A 16,999-nucleotide genomic window follows, 5' to 3' on the forward strand; every position below is an offset into this window, starting at 1 on the left:
CTCTCTCTACAGAAACCTTCTGTCTGATTATCTGCGTGCCCGCGGTAATGAGATGGTGCTGATGGCGGGTTTCGCCAGCACCGGCATTTTTAGCTATGCTGCCTCATCGGGACTGTTTGAACCGGAGAAATCATACATTATCGAGGTGGAGGCATACTGCGCCAGCGGTACTGAAGACTTCACTTTCGGCGGTATTGTTTCCGGGATAGGTAAAGTCTCGACAACTTTCACGCTGTCAACGACACCCAGAAAAATGCGGGTGGAGTTCGTGACAGGAATTTCTGGCTCCTCGAACGGTATTTACTTCTCACGCTCAAATAACGGCGCGGATATTGTGATTAAGCGCGTCCGCTTCCTGAAGAAATACCTTCATGAAAATGCCATGACTCTCAGTGCATCGAAAACACTACAGATAACCAGCCAGTCCGGTGAGATTCAGATAGCCGCCAACGGTGGTTATCAGTTCCCTGCATACAAAATACTGAGATTCATCAATGGCTATCTGGTGGAGACATTTTCACAAATCAATAATGCCGACCAGATAGATATCGCCTGGACATATTCATCAGGGTTCCTGACGGTAAACGTCACAGGCAAAGGCGGCTCTAAACAACTGGCAGTCAGTCAGACCAGCCAGCCGGGATAAGCAGGAGAAAATTATGTCGTTCACAGTAACAAAAGAAGTCAAAGAACTGGTTTCGTATCCTGAGCTGGGCGCGTCGTGCCCGTTAACCACTGCCAGCAAAGAAATTATCTACACCGCAAATCGTCTGGTAAGCCTGTCAGGTGCCGTCGCTCAGGTGCTGTTTGCTGTGCAGGTTGGGGATTCCGAAACGCCGGGAGAGTACTACCATCTGTTCAATTACTCCGGAGAAGGAAATCCGCTTGATGAAGCTGAAGAGGATTTGAAGATAACCATGACAAGTGACTGAATATGGCCACTTATCTGGTATCAAATATTTTCAATATTCAGGTTTTCCGATGTATCAATAGATTTTCAATTTAGTATCAAATTTTTTCGCACGCTATAATCCCTGGTGGGGAATCGTTATTATATTTATCGGTCATGATATTTACTCAAAAGAAAAAATATTATCGACGGTTAGCCACTCTCGCTTCATTGCGAAATATCAAACGGATCTACTTATTTAGGGGTAATTTAATGATTTCATGGCTGTAATGATAAGGTTACTCATTTGCGTTTAGCGTTTTGTTGTATTACATGGCAGGTAGTAGCAGTGAAATAAGAATATTCTTGGGTTGTTAACTTAAAAGTAAAAAGCGCCCATCATAAGTGATAGTTGCAGAAAAACGGTGCCATTCATTCTCTTTGTGAATGTAATGAACGGCATGAATTTACTGAAAAACCTTATTTCCCGTTATGTGATCCGCTAATATTCAAGTATAAGGCATGTTTTCTACCATGCTGAGAAAATATGACGACTCTCGCATTGGTGAGAAAAACTTATGGGATTGTGACAAGCAAACTCATATACTGTATTGACTTAGGCTAAATCGAGGGACTGAAGGCTTATGAGGTACGATCCAGTTTCGCAAACTTTTGTTGATGATGACTACCGCCTGCAAGATCACCTTGATTTTAAGCGGCAGCATGCGGATATCAACTATGAAAAGCTGCATGCTCAGCTCAACGAAATGAAAGATGAGAACATGTATGCCTTACTCACGGTAGAGGAGGCGCAGTATTTCTTAAAAACCCTATGCGATCCCAATGCAAACCAGTCGTGGAAGGATGCGATGTTTTCCTGCACCGACCCGATGTCGTCTTTTGCTGGCAATATCGCCGAGGCACTGTCCGTAGGCAGGATCGCGATGGAGCTGAGAGGGTTTGGCGTCACGGCAACCGAATACGTGGGGAGAAATGGCAATCGCTACATCCGGTTGTCGGGATACCCTGGCATCAGAAGGTATTTAAATGCTACCCGCTACCTGATTGATAACCAGAGAATATTAGATATAGGCATCGGGACCAGAGGTATTGAGAATGGCATTATTGGTGGGGCAAGATTCTGTATTGTGTTTGCCGCCGCTTATCGCGCCGTTGAGTTGTTGCTAAAAGACGAATATGGTCTAACCGATTTCTTTGTAAATTTAACTATGGATATGGCTAAATTGGCGGTGTCAACTGGGGTTGCATGGGGAGCAAAAACGATAGCTACTGGTTTTATGGTCGCGGGAAGTAGTGTTGTTGGGATCGCTATTGCTGTGTTTGCCATCGGACTTTTCGTTAGCCTCTTATTATACTGGATTGATACGGAGTTTAAAATTAGTGAAAAAATAATAAAGCACTTGAAGTCCTATAAAATACATAACTCACCTTATCATCCAGATCAATTTTTTAACACTTGGGGGAGGCTCAGTCGTGGTTAAGTTAAATAGACCTATTTATGGAGCTTTCGCAGTTTTTCTTTTACTCCTTGCATTTTGGGGTTGTTGGTTTTCTTTACGTGGGTACCTGGCCTTTTTTAAATTAAGTGAGGTTGTTATTTTTTCATGGAAGGTTGGGGTCTTGGTTTTCTTTGCTCCATGGGTTTTCTATTTTTCATATTTGACAATGTGTTGTGCAATAAAGAATAAATACTCAAAAATGAATAATAAAATAGCTAATTTTCTATCTACTATTGCTATATCTGGTGCAGTACTTAGCTTATTATCTTCGATGTATATTAGCCAAAACCTTAAAGATAATGGTTATAAAATCTGCCCAAGGAAGTCCTGGATGGCTCCAAATGAATATGTAAGAGATCTAAAAATGTGTCCGTAGTGAAATTGTTAACTCTTCTGTACTTGGAGGGTTCTCAGTGATGGATGATGTAACCAGACCGCGTTATGCCGTTTTTGCGGTTTTTCTTTTATTGCTTGTATGTTGGACTAGTTGGTTATCTTTAAGTGCTATATTGACTTCTTTAGATTAAGTGATGTCATTATTTTTTCTTGGTGAGTTGGGTTGATGGTTTTTTCAACACCTTTCATGCTTTACTTTTTATATGTTATTTTCAATTGAGAGGCTTGCCGACAAAAGCGAGCAATAAACTATTTGGTCGATTAGGCATGCTTGCTATGATTGGGGCGGTAATTAGTTTGTTTTTTCATTCTATGTGGGCTACAGCCTCAAAGAGAACGGCTACAAAACCTGCCCCGGAAAATCCTGGAATGCGCCGACAGAATATGTAATGGATATGAAGTTGTGTTAATAACAAAATACCAGATACCCGTAAGAAGAGTATCTGGTTATGAAAATCAGTAAACCCTGTCATCCCAGATGCTATAACCCGAAGTGCCCGCGCTCTTATGGCTCCAGCTAATGGACTTATACTTTACCTGCACTTTTTCAAACGGCATTTTGTCACCCTCATCGATGGAATGGGGGTAGATACAGGTGATATCGACAAGGGTGGCCTCGGTCAATTTAACTTCGTAGTAAAGTTCTAACTGACCAGCGGGATTGACGCGGTAAAAGTAAAAAATGATGTCTATCGGTTCATTTTCCGTTATTGCCACACCGAGTAACGGAGATGACTTATCGATAGGCTTAATAAATTGTACAGGGTGGTGGGAGACATTCTGTTCACGGCTGATGCTATGATTTAAGCCTAATACCTGCACCTGATTTTCATGGCCTGCCTGGCACCGGTTGCCAATAGAGTCCAGCGATGAGCATCCGGCGGAGATTAGGCCCTGTCTCTTGCCGTTAATACTTGCGTAAATCAAATTAGACATATCGCTTCCTTATGTAGTCCATACCTTCATTAAAAACACGATCAGTGCCGCTGTGGCGGCGCTGGGGGCACCGTAAGTTCGAGCGTAAACCGAAAATGCTCGCCGCTTGAGTCCGTAAATTTCGCCTCGGCGATATGGCCTTCATTTTCCGCATACAATGAGAAAAAACGCTCCATAACCACCGATAATACTTCTACCGTTTCAAGTTGACTATTTTTAATGCTTTCATTGAGTTGTCGATCCAGTTTGGCCACCAACTCATTTTGGTCATTAATGACATTGTTGCTTGTCTTGGTCATGTCCATGCCTCTTTCATAAGAACAGTCACCACAGGCATTAATGAGAAGTGGTGGGTGATTTTTCAAGGGTGAGTTTGAGCATGCGACCATCTGAAACCTTCATCTCAGCGCTATCCGTCTTATTTGCTCTGAATAATAAAATGCAAATCCGCATCAGTAATGCCAGCTTTTCTTCGGGTATTAAGGGACTATCGCGTAGAGCCTGTTCAAGCTGCTCGACTAGTTGCTCCATCGCCGGAGTTTTATGACCGAATAGCGTCCTTGATTCTTTTTCCATACTAACCTCCCTTGTCATGAATCATCAATAATACAGATTACCTATAAATAACAGGGGTTGTCTATAAAAACGCATGCGCAGCAGTTTCTGTTATTCAAAATTAAAATGTCAGCCCATTGTTCAATTATAAAAATGTATGTTATTGACGCTTTTATCTGTGCTTGATTGGCGTAGGTTACCATGCGAAAACAGACGTTGTTATTTACTTGACAGCGGCAGGGGATGCCTGAGCCGAATGGATCACAAATCCCGGTGGACAGAGGCTGCGAAAAAGCGACAATAAGCGGGTTAACTTAATCAAAGGACATGAAGTAATGCATACACTTGACGCTATTGAGCAACGCCGCGCGACCAAACAGTTCGATACCCAGCATGTGATGACGCTGGATGAGAAGAAAGCGCTGCTCAATATTGCCCTGCAAAACACCCCCAGTGCTTTCAACCTGCAACATTGGCGCCCGCTGCTGATCGAAGATCGAGCACAGCGTGAGCATATCCGCGAGGTGGCCTGGGGCCAGGCGCAGGTAACCGACGCCTCCATGCTGGTTGTACTGTGTGGCGATCTGTCCAGTTGGGAATCCCAGGTGAAAAACATCTGGCGTGAAGCGGCGGAACCGGTGCAACAGTTTATGCTGCCCGCTGTCGATCAATATTACCGTGGTAAGGCTCAGGTGCAGCGTGATGAAGTGATGCGCAGCAGCGGCTTGTTTGCTCAGACTTTGATGCTGGCAGCCAAGGCTCAAGGTTATGACTCTTGCCCAATGGACGGCTTTGATTTTGACGCCGTGGGCAAGATCATCAATAAGCCCGAGCACTACCAGATTGCGCTGATGGTGGCGATTGGCAAGGGCATCGGCCAACCTTATCCGCGCATTGGTAAACTGCCGGTTGATGAGATTGTGCAGATCGACCGTTTTTAATTGAATTGCCTCTCTCCCCGTTGGGAGAGAGGTTGCTGAACTAACCCATCCCCTGAATAATTTTCCCCAAACTTTCACGCTGCGCTCCACTGAGCGCTTGCGCAGCGCCGTGGCCCGCATTCTCAGCGATTAATTGATATAACCCCACCAGCCAATCGTAGATATACAGCGCCGTGTTATTGATCGGTTCGACCGGTAACGCGGTCATGCGTAGATCGGCGTTCTGGCTGGGTTTGGTAAAGATCTTATGGCCGCGGTTAATGCGGCTTTCTGGCCGTTGCGCCTGCGGACGCAGTTGGAAGCCAAGCCAGGCGACAAAATCCCCCAGCACCGTCAAGGTACAGGCGATTTGCCGCTCGACGTGATTTTCCCTGCTGTGGCCCGCGTGTCCCGGTTCGGCCAGGGCATTCCCTAAGCGTTGCCAGATATCCAGCCGGAAACTGGCGGTGATCAACTCATCGGCCAGCGTGGTCAAGGTGGCCGTTTCAACCGCCAGCAGGTCGATTAACGCACGATTATCAGCCAGATTACGCAGTTGGGTGATCCATAGCTGTTGCACCCGCAAAACCACGTTGGCGCCAGACTCCAGCGGAGATGCCGCTGTAGGTTGCTCGTCAAACAGATCTAACGCGATCGCCAAGGGATCGTCGTTATGCGGGCGATCTTGCTGTTGCTGGCAAAAGAGTGGCAGCAGGGCGTTGCGGTCAGGCAACAGGTGCTCCAGCAGTTCACCATGCAGCGTGGTGCGGTCTTGCAATGCTTTTACCGTGGCCTTGGCAAGGGGCGCTTTATTCTCGGTTTCTACATTGAGCCAGCGGCCAAGCAGGTTATGCTGTAAATCTTGCTCAAGCCTACCGAAACGTTGTTGCAGGCGATTATGACGGGCTGCAACATTCACCGAAGTGAGCAGGTAGTCGGTCATTCGCCGGACTTCATCTTCATTCATCGCCAGCAGCGTTCCCCAAACCTCGCCGGGATGGCCAACGTAACGTTGTACGGCTTGGTCAAAATGGGCCGACGAACGCCGATCGTACGGGGTAAATGCCCAGATCAACTCGGGATGCCCACGGCTGCCTCCTTCCTGATGGTGTTGTACCCAATAATCCAGCGCCCGGCCGACCATGGTTGCTTCTTCACGGCAGGCCGCCGCATGGCAGACGATCAACGCTTGCATGGCCTGTTGGTCGCTATAGCGTTGTAGCAACGTGAGGCTCTTGGCCTGCTGCAGGCTCTCGTCGTCTGCCCTATAGGCAGGCAGGTCCAGATAATCGGTCTGCGCAAAGCCGCTATGGGCCGGGGGGCTTTGTAATGGGATCAGCAATTCTGCGACCAATAACCTCAGCTCTGCCACGGGCATCGTTATCACACCGTTATCGAGTTTGAGCTGAACCTTGTCATCGGTCTCTTCCAGGTTTGCTGGCGTAAGGATGCCGTAGCTGGGCTGCTGATTTTCATCCGTCAGCAGGCTGAGCGGAGCTAGCACGCTTGCTGCGCCCTCCAGTTGCTCCAGCCGGTAAGCCAAGCGACGATAACAGGCGGTTAGTGCCGGTTCTTTCCCCCACAGCGGAGCAAACAGCTGGGCTCGGTCATCAATGGACAGATAGGGAGCGATAGCCAAGGCGTTTGGCCAGTATTCGCTGTCCCAGCGCTGTTGTAACTGTGGGTCGTCGCTGCGCAAGCTATCCCAGAGGGCAACAATATCATCGGCACCGATGCCCGGCAGAGCCTGAGGTTGGCAACGTTTTGTCAACGAGGTGAGGAGTTCTTCGACCTCTGTTTTTTCTATTGCCTGTTCCGTATGACTGCTACGCGCCAGCATGCACACTAACTCCACCGCCGTGAGCAACTGAAGCTGCACTGGATAATCAGGATCTTGTTGAGGTACGGCGTGGCTAAAGCGGATCGCTACCCCTACGGCGGAGTGCCCTGGGCGGATATGTGTCAGGTAATCCAGCGTTTTACCGGCGAAGGTGGTCGCCAGGCAGTCTGGCTCGGCCGTGGCCAGCGAGGCGATAAGATGATTTTTTGCCGCTTGCGATCGGCCATAAAAGCCCAGCGCCCCCGGTTGAGTGGCGGCAATCGCCAGCCGCTGAAGCCGAATGCGACATCGGCGCAGGTTAAGCATTAGGGTTGGCGCTTCTAGTGCAAAGCGGGGCGTCTGCAGGCGGGCATTATCCGCCCAGACCAGCGCCTGAGCGATACCTTGATTTAATAACGGCCAGCGCTGGGTAAGCGGGGAGATTGGGGGGATGGCTGACTTCATGCAAAAACGCTCCCGCTGTCGATCCAATAGTGGGTAGCCCCGGAGGCACTGTCGATCAGCGTATTCAATTTGAGTTGCAGATGTTCGGTGGGCACCGGGCTACCGTCTTCCAGTTCGGCGCTAGTGACGCTCCAGCGAGCGGGAGAGTCCGGCTGCGGAGCAATTTTAACCCGTAACAGGTTATCGCCAGCCAGGTTACGCGCCAGCTGCGGATCGATAATCGTCAGGGTAAACAGCGGGGCGGCGGGCCAGTGCTCGTTATCTAACTGACGGAATCCCAGGCACAAAGCACCGTTAAGGGCAAAGCTGACGTTGCTGTCCAAGCCGCCATCCGGGGTGTCCAGATCGAGATCGGCATAAAAAACCTGATTGGCGGGCAGGCGATTGTCCCCATCCAGGCGCCCCAGATAACGCACCGTTGAATAAGGGCGGAAATCGGCCGCTTTGAAGTAAACGCCCGGTAAGCGCAACTCCAGTGCTAACAGACACAGCATAGCACCGACCGCCGCAGTGGATTTGGGATTGTCGATCCGCCCTTGCTGGCTGAAAGGATACCAGCCGCTGGTGTGATAACCATCCAGCGAAACAATACGGTTGATCGGCACCGGCTGGAGCTGTCGGAACAGGGCCTGAATGCCGGGGAACCGGGAAGGGCGGCCAGTGAGCAGCAGCACGTCGCAGTTGTGCAGAGCGATCACCTCGGTCAACAACCGCAGATTGCGGGTAAGTGCCATGCGTGATGCCAGGAATTCGGCGTGCAAGTGGTTCAGCCGCAGGATTAGCGGCGTCTGCAAAACGTCAAACAGTTCTGCCTCTGCCGGTAAACCGCGTTGTACCGCAGCATTGATATATTTCAAGACGTTATCGGTGGGCTTTTGCGTCAACAGTTCGCCCAGCACGGCGTCTATCTCGCTGCGAGTCTGCACCGGGGTGAAGCTTTCATAGCGCTCCAGGATCGCCTGAGCGAGCGGGATGAAAAGTTGCAGTGTCACTTGTTGCTGCAGCACTGGGCTCTCTTCCTGACCAAAAAGTTCTGCCATCAGGGCTGCCGGTTCTGCCACGCCGACGCGTTTGAATTCGGCCTGTAGGGCGGGTAATAGATACAGGCGGATCACTTCCAGCAGAATGTCATCGCCCGCCACCTTGAACCCTTCACGGAATAACAGATGTGGCGTCACTTTGACGTTGTTGCCAGCCGTCTCTTCCAGACGGTACTGGGTGATTGCCAAATCGGTGGTGCCGCCGCCGATATCCACCGAGGCAATACGCAGCGTTTTCCCCGGTTCAGCGGAGTCTGGACGTGCCATGGCGCTAAAGAACGCCTCAGCCTGGCCCGCGAGGTTGACCTGGATTTCGTTATACAGATAGACCATCTGGCCACAGGTGGCCTCATCCCACTCCATCTGCACGGCGGGGACCGGCACCGAACTGGCTATGCCGCTCAAGTCTTCATCTGTCGAATGCCAACCCATACCTTGCCACACGAGCGCGATCGCTTCATGCATCCGCTGGCGGAAGATTTCACGTTCCGGTACCGGCATAGCGGAAGGCAGGGTCAGAATGATATTACGCAAACGGCGAGGTGCTGCCCCGTCCCGCAAAGACAGGCGCTGGGCCACGCTGTTGATCTGCATCAGCGCCTGGGCCAACAACTCGCTCAGCATCAGGGCCATCAGCGAACTGCGGCTGTAGTTTGGGGTGAAAACCGGCAGGCGCTCTTCCGGTGGCAGGCTGGATAACGGCTGGCCTTGGTCATTGATCAACAGAGCCAATGGTGTCGCGATAGCAGGCGGTTCCTGCAGGCAATGCTCTGCAGTACGGTTGAAGCGCCAGCCTGGGGCGTAGCTCTCCTCATCCCACAGATAGCGCCGTGGGCTGGATAGGCCGGTAGATGCCGTATCGCCTTGCCGTTGCAGCGCCAAACGGCAGGCTTCATGGCCCACCCGAGTCAGGGAAGGCCACAGAAACGCATCGTCGCGGCCACTTTCAAACGAATAATTGGCCTTGCCAAAGTTGGCAGGGGCAAATTCCGTGCGGCTGGAAAACAGGCCTTGGTGCAGATAATGCGGTTCGCTGAGATCGCGCAGTTGCAGTTCATAGCTGTGTTTCAAGCCGTTGCGTTCCGCCGGGTGATCTTCTACCAGGATGCCGCAGGTATGAGAGTTGCCGACATCAAGTATCAAATCCACATTCACCGCGGCTTGCTGCACATCGCTGCCTAGGGTGATATTCGGCACGCTTAGTTGGCTGCCCAGCAGTTCCAGCAGGTTCAGGTAATGTGCCTGATATTCAAATTCGCGCAGCGAAGCGTTGATATTGCGTTCCGGGCGCTGCTCCAGGGCGATGGCCTGTTGGGTAAAGACCTCGCGTAGCCAGCCATCCACCCAGGTGGCATCCAGGAAATCCCCAAGATCCTGGCTATGGTGCGCCAGCGCAAAGCTCAACCCGGTGATGATGTCCTGCTGATTAAGAGCCAACTGTTGGTTTTCATGCCCTGCTGGATAGACTTGGGTATCAAATGCCAACGTGATGCGCAGCGTGTGGCCTTGCCGATCCGGCTGATCCAACCGTCTGATTTGCATGCGTACCCAGTTGTCCGGCCCGCTGAGAAAACTGTTTGGCGGGTTGAAGCGCAAGAACGGCAGCGGTAACCAAACGCGATCTAGCAGCCGCAATGACTGCTCCAGAGGAAAGCTGAATTCCGGGCGCACCATTTCGGCCGGTTCGCCTGGGGCTACCGGCAGGAAATAGCGATCCTTGGCCTGATGATAGTTCAGCCGCAGCAGTGGGCCGTTGGCGGTCTGTCGGACAAATTTGCCAGGGCGCTCGGCATCCAATACCGGCGTAAGGGAAAAGTCCAGAAATTGGATCCCGCTGTTGGGTATCAGCGTAACGCGCTGCGGATATGCGATGGGGGTCGCCAACATTATTTACTCTCGCGCTTGATCGTCATAGGGAATACCGTTTCGTTGTTGCCATAGCGCCCGCTGCATTCTGCGGCTGCGCCAGCTTCACCTTGCTTACACACCAGCTCCGGCATTTGATAACGGGAACCGTCGCTGCAACGGGCCTTGGTACGGCTGTTGATCACCAGATTGCCGGATTGCATCAGACCGGCGTTGACCTCAACCCGGCAGGTGACTTTGTCACCCTGAACGATCCTGGCGGTGCCCTTGCCACGGTTAAACTGATACAGCAGGCTCGGCGGTTTGCCAGTCAGCGGATCCTTGATCGCCAAGGTGACGCGCCATTTACCGTTGAGGAAGGTGGTAGAACCGGCTTTTACCGCTTCAGCGGGTAACGTCAGCGCCAGTTTATCGACCACTGCCGGTGTGATGACCGGCGGGGGCAGCACCTCCGCATAGCCTAATGGCAACTGTAGAGCGGCGGGAGTAATAACCGGCTTGGGTTGTACCTTGGCTGGCTCCGCCATTTTTATTGCTGGCTGTGGGGTTGGTTTAGGGAGTAACAGCCAGATCGCGGCGGCCAGAATGAAAGCAGCAGGCAGTAGCAACAGCCACCAGGCGTGGTGAGGCTTGTCATCCGCCAGGGGGGACAGAGGTGCGGGCTGTTGCGGTTCAGCAATGGGCTCGGCAATGGGTTCAATAATCGGTGGGGCGATGGGGGGCGCGGGGCGATCTTTCGGGCGTAGACAATCCAAAGGCGCGTTGCGGATCTTGCCATCGGCTTTCACGCACCCCCAGAAGGTAATCACCGGTTTGCCATCTACCAGGAAAACGGCGTTCTGATCCGGGAACTGCATGGCCTTGCTAAGCAAGGTCGCAAACATTTGCAGGTTGGCTTTACCACTGTGGTGAGCGCGTAGACTGATGGCTTCTGCGGTGGTCTGGAAATGCTCCAACAGCGGCAAGGCGGCTGCCCGTGCATCGTCATCGGCCGCTTGCCAGGAGATCGCCCGTCCAGCGATTGGCGCATACCAGTCAATGCGGTCGCCTTGTGCGTTGGGGATCGGGATCGCCAGGCAATTCGCGACGGCTGGCTGTTGCTGGAGGCGCAACGCCTCACGTAACTGCGACGCCAACGCATAGACAGGTTGCCCATTTTCGCCCAATGTAAGAACGTCATCTAGATTGCCACTGCGTAAAAAGGGTTTTGCCACACCGGATGCCTTGCTTTTAAGCTAAATGTCTAGTTTAAGTGGCTATAGCCTGATCAAACGTCTGAAAACAGGGGCAAAGTGGCATCTGTTTTGTGCATCGGATTGCCAGCGGTAGCGAACGATATTATCCTGCAACTTGCTGTTTTGCTTTTCCGAGAAAGACCCTGAGTTTAATTGGAGTGGATGTAGCGATGAAAACGCCAGAGATACCTGCGAATGAAGTACAGCGATTGAAGGCTCTGCGTTCCCTGCATCTGTTGGACACTCTGCCAGAAGAACGCTTCGATCGGGTGACACGCATGGCCCGCCGGTTGTTCGGTGTACCCATTGCCTTGGTGAGTCTGGTCGACGAAAACCGCCAATGGTTCAAGTCCAACTGTGGGCTGGGGGCGGCTACGGAAACGCCAAGAGATATCTCGCTGTGTGGTCACGCCATCCTGGGTAACGATATTTTGTTCATTCCCGATACGCTGCAGGACGATCGCTTTGCGGATAATCCGCTGGTCAAAGACTCACCACACATCCGTTTCTACGCCGGTTGTCCATTGAGCTACTCTGGCGATCTAAAAATGGGCACTCTGTGCCTGATTGATGACAAACCCCGGCAGTTTGATGCCGAAGATGCGGTGGCGCTGCGCGATCTGGCCTCGATGGTGGAGGATGAGCTACGTGCCTTTCAGGCATCAACCTCTGACGAACTGACGCAAATATCCAATCGCCGTGGCTTTATCTCCCTGGCAGGTCATATGCTGCATCATTGTCAGATGAAAGGGGTTAAGGCCAGCCTGATATTTATCGATCTCGACAAATTCAAGTTGATTAACGACACCTACGGTCATGGGGAAGGTGACCGGGCGTTAATCTACTTTTCCGAGCTGATGAAACGGGTGTTTGGCTATTTTGACGTGATAGCCCGTTTAGGCGGTGACGAGTTTGTCGCGCTGATGGGCAGCCGAACCAAAAGCGAAGCCGAACAGGGGATTTTAGCCTTGCAACGCTACGTGGATGAACATAATGCTTCACAGATCACCCCTTACCAACTGGCGTTCTCCTATGGCATCGTCGAGTTTGATCCCTCTGCGCCCCATAGCCTGGAAACCTTGCTGGCAGAGGGAGACTCCATCATGTACCGGATCAAGAAATCCAAGTTCATGCAGGGGTAATCGGCAAGTTATTCGCCCCACCAGACCCATGTTGAATCGATGGCTAATTCGGTAGGGTAGTACTGAGCACGCGTTACGTTACTATTAAGTGTGAGACAGTCGATTGAAAACAAAACAGTCAAAAATCCCCAAATCAATTTATAGGCCCATGCATTGCGACGAGTTTGACCTATGGGCGGACCTCTCTTTAAATGACTATATTGAAGACCTGATGACCAATCATAGGTACAGTCGTAAAAAAGCCAAGGAAGAAGCGTCTAAATCATTTGTTGGAACCCGAGTTATCGGCAATCCGTTAATCATAATGTTCGGGGACAATGGTTTACTTCTGATTGCCTACTTACACCGCCTGTTAGATTCAGGAGAAATGACTATTAATCCCGACCCCCTTGCCGTGCTGCAGTTACCTCAAATCATCTCTGGGAAGATCGGCGGTATTTCAATCAGTTGTTTTTCTTGCGAGTTGGCATCGATCAGTGCAAACGCCGCCTGCAACATCTTGTTGACGTCCTGCTTCACCATCACGATGTCATGGCCTAACATCAGTACGAAAGGATCCCAGTCAAAACAGCCCATCACCGGCTGTTTATCTCCGCGATAGCCAGACGCCACCAACCAGCGCATCACACCTTCAAGCGAGATCGTCGAGTTGACGAACAGCCCGGTTTGCAGATCGCCGCCTTGAGCAATAAACGTTTTCATCGCCAGCTCGGCCTTGTCTGGGGAATAGCCGCAGGCCAACAGGTTCTCTTCGATGACCTCAACGCCTAACTGCCGGTGGGCATCTCTGAAGCCGCGCAGGCGTTCCGTGGTGTTATGGTCAACCCCGCGTCCCCCCACGAAGATCAGTGGCTTGAGGTAGCCCAGCCGTTTTTCACAGTTGGCCAGAATTCGTAACGTCAGCTCTTTGGCCCCGGCATAGTTATCGGTGATCACCGAAGGGGCGAGGGTGCCTGGCAGATCGAGATTTAGCGTTGAAATACCGGAGGCAGCGCAGATCTCGGTGATATTGTCGGGGGCGGTAGCACCGGTAGAGATGATCCAGTCAACCTGATAGGAGAGCATGGTGCGAGCCGCTTCGATTTCCAGTTCAGGATCGCGGCTGGTGCAAGTGATCACCGGAAACAGGCCGCGTTCACGGGCCATCGATTCGAACAGCTCGACGATCGAACCAAAATAACGGTTGTCATACTTGGGGACGATCATGCCGATCATCGTCGATTTGCGGCGGCGTAGCAGGCTGGCCTGCTGATTGACGGTATAGCCTTGTTCTTCGGCCAGGCGCAGGATTTTTTCTGCCAGTTGGGCACCGATACGGCGCTTTTTCCAACTGCCATTGAGCACGGCGCTGACCGCGCTTGAGGAGGCCCCGGCCAGTTCGGCCAGATCGTAAATCGTCGTTTTTTTTGCTTTGAACCCAGTCACAAATTTCGCTCCCCAATTTTCTATATCTTGACAGTAAAAATAAAAAGTAGCAATTATGCTCAATCGATTGAGCACCATGAGCAAAGGGTGTGACAGGGGACGTAAATACCCTCTCACCCCAAACCTTTCCCACACGGAGAGGGGCTGGTACGGCGTTGGGGTCAGCTGCGGTGGTACGTTTCCAACCCTTGCAAATATATAGCTGGGTCAGGAACAGCTGCACGCTTTAGCCCTTGCGAATTCGGTGCTTAAGTCAGGCTCGGGAGCTAATCCGTGGCACGCTCGGTTCCCTCTCCCTGTGGGAGAGGGTTAGGGTGAGGGGCAATATCGACAGCCAAATTCTTAACGCGATGAACTTACACGCAGTGACTTCGTCGTGATGATTTGATCTTTTGTTTAATAAAGGAACCCAACCATGACAGATTTCACCCAATTGAATTTCTCCCTCAAAGGTAAGGTCGCGGCGATCACTGGTGCGGCCTCGGGTATCGGCCTGGAGTGCGCGCGTATTTTCCTGCAGGCCGGGGCTAAAGTGGTGCTGATCGACCGTGACCAGGAAAAGCTGCAACGCCTCACCGATGAACTTGGCGAAAACGCGTATCCACTGGTCATCGATTTGCTCAACCCACAGCAGGTTTCCGGTATGCTGCCCGGCATTCTGGCTGCTGCCGGACGCCTCGATATTTTTCATGCCAATGCCGGTGCGTACATTGGTGGCCCGGTGGCGGAAGGCGATCCGGACGTTTGGGATCGCGTGCTTAATCTCAATATTAACGCCGCTTTCCGTTCGGTGCAGGCGGTGCTGCCGCATCTGATCGAGCAAAAGTCTGGCGATATTCTGTTTACCAGTTCGATCGCCGGGGTCGTACCTGTGGTCTGGGAACCGATTTATACCGCCTCAAAATTTGCCGTTCAGGCGTTTGTGCACTCCACGCGCCGCCAGGTGGCGCAGTATGGCGTGCGGGTTGGCGCCGTGTTACCAGGGCCGGTGGTTACCGCGCTGCTGGACGATTGGCCAAAAGCCAAGATGGATGAGGCGCTGGCCAACGGCAGCCTGATGCAGCCAAGGGAAGTGGCCGAAGCGGTGTTGTTTATGGTAACGCGCTCTAAGCATGTCACCGTGCGTGACCTGGTGATCCTGCCAAATAGTGTCGATCTCTGATAGGTGAAAATGATGAACAATCAACAGCAGGTCGTTATTGGTGTCGATGTGGGTTCAGGCAGCGCACGGGCAGGGGTTTTTGATCTCTCCGGTACTATGTTGGCACATGCCAGCCAAGAGATCACCCTGTTCCGCGGCCCGGAAAATTATGTTGAACAATCCAGCCGTGAGATATGGCAAGCGGTGTGCAGCAGCATCAAGCAGGCGGTTGCCGCATCCGGTATTTCCCCAGACAACGTGGCAGGCATTGGCTTTGATGCCACCTGCTCCCTGGTGGTACTCGATGTAGACGGCAAACCTCTGGCGGTAGGGCCATCGGAAGATCCCGACCGTAACATTATCGTGTGGATGGACCATCGGGCAACGGAGCAGGCCGAGCGGATCAACGCCACCGGCCATCCGGTACTTAACTACGTTGGCGGAAAAATCTCTCCAGAAATGGAGACGCCCAAGCTGCTTTGGCTGAAGGAGAACCGTCGTGCGGTTTACGATAGCGCCTGGCAGTTCTTCGATCTGGCCGATTTCCTGACCTGGCGCGCCACAGGAGATCTGGCTCGTTCCGTCTGTACGGTGACCTGCAAATGGACCTATCTGGCCCATGAGAAACGTTGGGACCCGGACTATTTCCGCACCATCGGCCTTGAAGAGTTGACAGACGACGCGTTCCGCCGCATTGGGGAACATATCAAAGAACCTGGTACGCCTTGTGGCAACGGCCTGACGACAGAAGCCGCCAAAGAAATGGGATTAGTAGCGGGCACGCCTGTCGCCGTGGGCTTGATTGATGCTCATGCTGGCGGGATTGGTACCGTTGGTGTTGGCGGTGGAGTCACCAATAACCTGGCTTACGTGTTTGGCACGTCGTCATGCACGATGACCACTACGCAAAACCCGGCCTTTGTTCCAGGCGTTTGGGGTCCCTATTACTCTGCGATGGTGCCTGGGTTCTGGCTTAATGAAGGTGGGCAAAGCGCGGCGGGGGCGGCGATCAAGCAACTGGTCTCGTTCCACCCCGCGGCACCAGAGGCGGCGGAGCAGGCTAAGGCGTTGGGTATTTCACTGCCAACCTTGTTGGCCGATTTGGCGCTGACCAAAATGGTTTGTGCGTCGTCAGCAGCAAAACTCGCCAATGGCCTGCATGTGGTTCCCGAGTTCCTTGGTAACCGCGCTCCCTTTGCCGATCCCCATTCCCGTGCCGTGGTGGCCGGGTTGGGTATGGAAAGCAACCTCGATAACCTGGTGGCCCTGTATGTTGCCGGTATTTGCGGGATTGGCTATGGTCTCAGGCAAATCCTTGATGCCCAGTCCCAGATGGGCGTCACCGTTGAGCAGATCGTGATCAGCGGCGGGGCTGGCCGCCATCCGTTGGTGCGGCAGTTGCTGGCGGATAGCTGTGGCTGCGCGGTAGTGACAACCAAGGCAGAGGAGCCGGTATTGCTGGGGTCGGCGATCCTGGGTGCAGTGGCGGGGAAGGTTGCCACCTCGGTGGAACAGGCGATGGCGCAGTTTTCCAAGTTGGATAGCCAATACCAACCGAATGCGGATTTCCACCCGTTGCACGCTAACCGCTATGAGGCCTATAAGCTGTTGCAGAGCACGGCCAAACGGATCCGTGAGGAGCTGCAATAA

Annotated in this window: 14 protein-coding genes and 2 pseudogenes; 9 read left to right on the forward strand and 7 right to left on the reverse strand. The window is 52.3% G+C overall.

Annotated elements, in window-relative coordinates; genetic code table 11:
• The 5 genes and pseudogenes from N6G83_RS51485 to N6G83_RS51505 all read left to right on the forward strand — a co-directional run.
• Positions 1 to 646, forward strand: a pseudogene (locus N6G83_RS51485) (endo-N-neuraminidase); the annotation flags it as partial.
• A gap of 13 nt (positions 647 to 659) precedes the next feature.
• A complete protein-coding gene (locus N6G83_RS51490) occupies positions 660 to 932 on the forward strand; it encodes a hypothetical protein (protein ID WP_260524302.1) in 273 nt (90 codons plus the stop codon).
• 601 nt (positions 933 to 1,533) lie between these two features.
• Positions 1,534 to 2,391: a hypothetical protein gene (locus tag N6G83_RS51495; protein WP_173409279.1), complete on the forward strand. Its 858-nt coding sequence runs from the start codon at positions 1,534 to 1,536 to the stop codon at positions 2,389 to 2,391.
• Positions 2,384 to 2,785, forward strand: coding sequence for a DUF1240 domain-containing protein (locus N6G83_RS51500; RefSeq protein ID WP_260524303.1), 402 nt, complete (start codon positions 2,384 to 2,386; stop codon positions 2,783 to 2,785). The genes N6G83_RS51495 and N6G83_RS51500 overlap by 8 nt, the downstream gene beginning before the upstream one ends.
• 328 nt (positions 2,786 to 3,113) lie before the next feature.
• Positions 3,114 to 3,215 (forward strand): annotated as a pseudogene (locus tag N6G83_RS51505) (DUF1240 domain-containing protein); the annotation flags it as partial.
• A 46-nt stretch (positions 3,216 to 3,261) separates the two neighbouring features.
• Here N6G83_RS51505 and N6G83_RS51510 read toward each other — a convergent pair.
• Genes N6G83_RS51510 through N6G83_RS51520 form a run of 3 tightly spaced genes read right to left on the reverse strand, consistent with a single transcriptional unit; the run spans position 3,262 to position 4,317 of the window.
• The gene (locus N6G83_RS51510) at positions 3,262 to 3,741 is read right to left on the reverse strand and encodes an Hcp family type VI secretion system effector (RefSeq protein WP_024530297.1); all 480 of its coding nucleotides are present in this window, start codon (positions 3,739 to 3,741) and stop codon (positions 3,262 to 3,264) included.
• Positions 3,742 to 3,782: 41 nt separating this feature from the next.
• Positions 3,783 to 4,040 carry a hypothetical protein gene (locus tag N6G83_RS51515; protein ID WP_065685825.1) on the reverse strand — a complete coding sequence of 86 codons (258 nt, stop codon included), beginning with the start codon at positions 4,038 to 4,040 and terminating at the stop codon, positions 3,783 to 3,785.
• A 37-nt stretch (positions 4,041 to 4,077) separates the two neighbouring features.
• Positions 4,078 to 4,317, reverse strand: coding sequence for a hypothetical protein (locus tag N6G83_RS51520; protein ID WP_161711556.1), 240 nt, complete (start codon positions 4,315 to 4,317; stop codon positions 4,078 to 4,080).
• 314 nt (positions 4,318 to 4,631) lie between these two features.
• On the opposite strand from N6G83_RS51520, the gene N6G83_RS51525 reads away from it, so the two are divergent.
• Positions 4,632 to 5,237, forward strand: a complete 606-nt coding sequence (locus tag N6G83_RS51525) for a nitroreductase family protein (RefSeq protein ID WP_024530294.1) — start codon at positions 4,632 to 4,634, stop codon at positions 5,235 to 5,237.
• Positions 5,238 to 5,277: 40 nt separating this feature from the next.
• Here the strand turns inward: N6G83_RS51525 and N6G83_RS51530 are convergent, their stop codons facing one another.
• From N6G83_RS51530 to N6G83_RS51540, 3 genes are read right to left on the reverse strand one after another with little or no spacing between them, the layout of a single operon-like run.
• Positions 5,278 to 7,500: a virulence factor SrfC family protein gene (locus N6G83_RS51530; RefSeq protein ID WP_211136786.1), complete on the reverse strand. Its 2,223-nt coding sequence runs from the start codon at positions 7,498 to 7,500 to the stop codon at positions 5,278 to 5,280.
• The gene (locus N6G83_RS51535; protein WP_211136785.1) at positions 7,497 to 10,427 is read right to left on the reverse strand and encodes a virulence factor SrfB; all 2,931 of its coding nucleotides are present in this window, start codon (positions 10,425 to 10,427) and stop codon (positions 7,497 to 7,499) included. The genes N6G83_RS51530 and N6G83_RS51535 overlap by 4 nt, the downstream gene beginning before the upstream one ends.
• Entirely contained in the window at positions 10,427 to 11,620 is a 1,194-nt protein-coding gene (locus N6G83_RS51540) for an SrfA family protein (protein WP_211136784.1), read from the reverse strand. Before N6G83_RS51540 ends, N6G83_RS51535 begins: the two co-directional genes overlap by 1 nt.
• 191 nt (positions 11,621 to 11,811) lie before the next feature.
• Here N6G83_RS51540 and N6G83_RS51545 point away from each other — a divergent pair, with 191 nt between their 5' ends.
• Positions 11,812 to 12,783 (forward strand): sensor domain-containing diguanylate cyclase, encoded by a 972-nt coding sequence (locus tag N6G83_RS51545; RefSeq protein WP_024530290.1) that lies wholly within the window; start codon positions 11,812 to 11,814, stop codon positions 12,781 to 12,783.
• Positions 12,784 to 13,191: 408 nt separating this feature from the next.
• On the opposite strand, the gene N6G83_RS51550 is transcribed toward N6G83_RS51545, so the two are convergent.
• Positions 13,192 to 14,208 carry a LacI family DNA-binding transcriptional regulator gene (locus tag N6G83_RS51550; protein ID WP_024530283.1) on the reverse strand — a complete coding sequence of 339 codons (1,017 nt, stop codon included), beginning with the start codon at positions 14,206 to 14,208 and terminating at the stop codon, positions 13,192 to 13,194.
• Positions 14,209 to 14,623: 415 nt separating this feature from the next.
• Between N6G83_RS51550 and N6G83_RS51555 the strand changes: the two genes are divergently transcribed.
• Positions 14,624 to 15,370 carry an SDR family oxidoreductase gene (locus N6G83_RS51555; protein WP_029711642.1) on the forward strand — a complete coding sequence of 249 codons (747 nt, stop codon included), beginning with the start codon at positions 14,624 to 14,626 and terminating at the stop codon, positions 15,368 to 15,370.
• Positions 15,371 to 15,382: 12 nt separating this feature from the next.
• Complete coding sequence (locus tag N6G83_RS51560) at positions 15,383 to 16,999, forward strand: FGGY-family carbohydrate kinase (RefSeq protein ID WP_211136789.1); 1,617 nt, start codon at positions 15,383 to 15,385, stop codon at positions 16,997 to 16,999.

The organism is Serratia sp. PL7 (genome assembly GCF_945957435.1).

Coding starts and splice junctions, on each gene's coding strand:
- N6G83_RS51490 (WP_260524302.1), top strand. CDS start 660: ATGTCGTTCACAGTAACAAAAGAAGTCAAAGAACTGGTTTCGTATCCT.
- N6G83_RS51515 (WP_065685825.1), bottom strand. CDS start 4,040: ATGACCAAGACAAGCAACAATGTCATTAATGACCAAAATGAGTTGGTG.
- N6G83_RS51560 (WP_211136789.1), top strand. CDS start 15,383: ATGAACAATCAACAGCAGGTCGTTATTGGTGTCGATGTGGGTTCAGGC.
- N6G83_RS51545 (WP_024530290.1), top strand. CDS start 11,812: ATGAAAACGCCAGAGATACCTGCGAATGAAGTACAGCGATTGAAGGCT.
- N6G83_RS51510 (WP_024530297.1), bottom strand. CDS start 3,741: ATGTCTAATTTGATTTACGCAAGTATTAACGGCAAGAGACAGGGCCTA.
- N6G83_RS51530 (WP_211136786.1), bottom strand. CDS start 7,500: ATGAAGTCAGCCATCCCCCCAATCTCCCCGCTTACCCAGCGCTGGCCG.
- N6G83_RS51525 (WP_024530294.1), top strand. CDS start 4,632: ATGCATACACTTGACGCTATTGAGCAACGCCGCGCGACCAAACAGTTC.
- N6G83_RS51535 (WP_211136785.1), bottom strand. CDS start 10,427: ATGTTGGCGACCCCCATCGCATATCCGCAGCGCGTTACGCTGATACCC.
- N6G83_RS51495 (WP_173409279.1), top strand. CDS start 1,534: ATGAGGTACGATCCAGTTTCGCAAACTTTTGTTGATGATGACTACCGC.
- N6G83_RS51520 (WP_161711556.1), bottom strand. CDS start 4,317: ATGGAAAAAGAATCAAGGACGCTATTCGGTCATAAAACTCCGGCGATG.
- N6G83_RS51555 (WP_029711642.1), top strand. CDS start 14,624: ATGACAGATTTCACCCAATTGAATTTCTCCCTCAAAGGTAAGGTCGCG.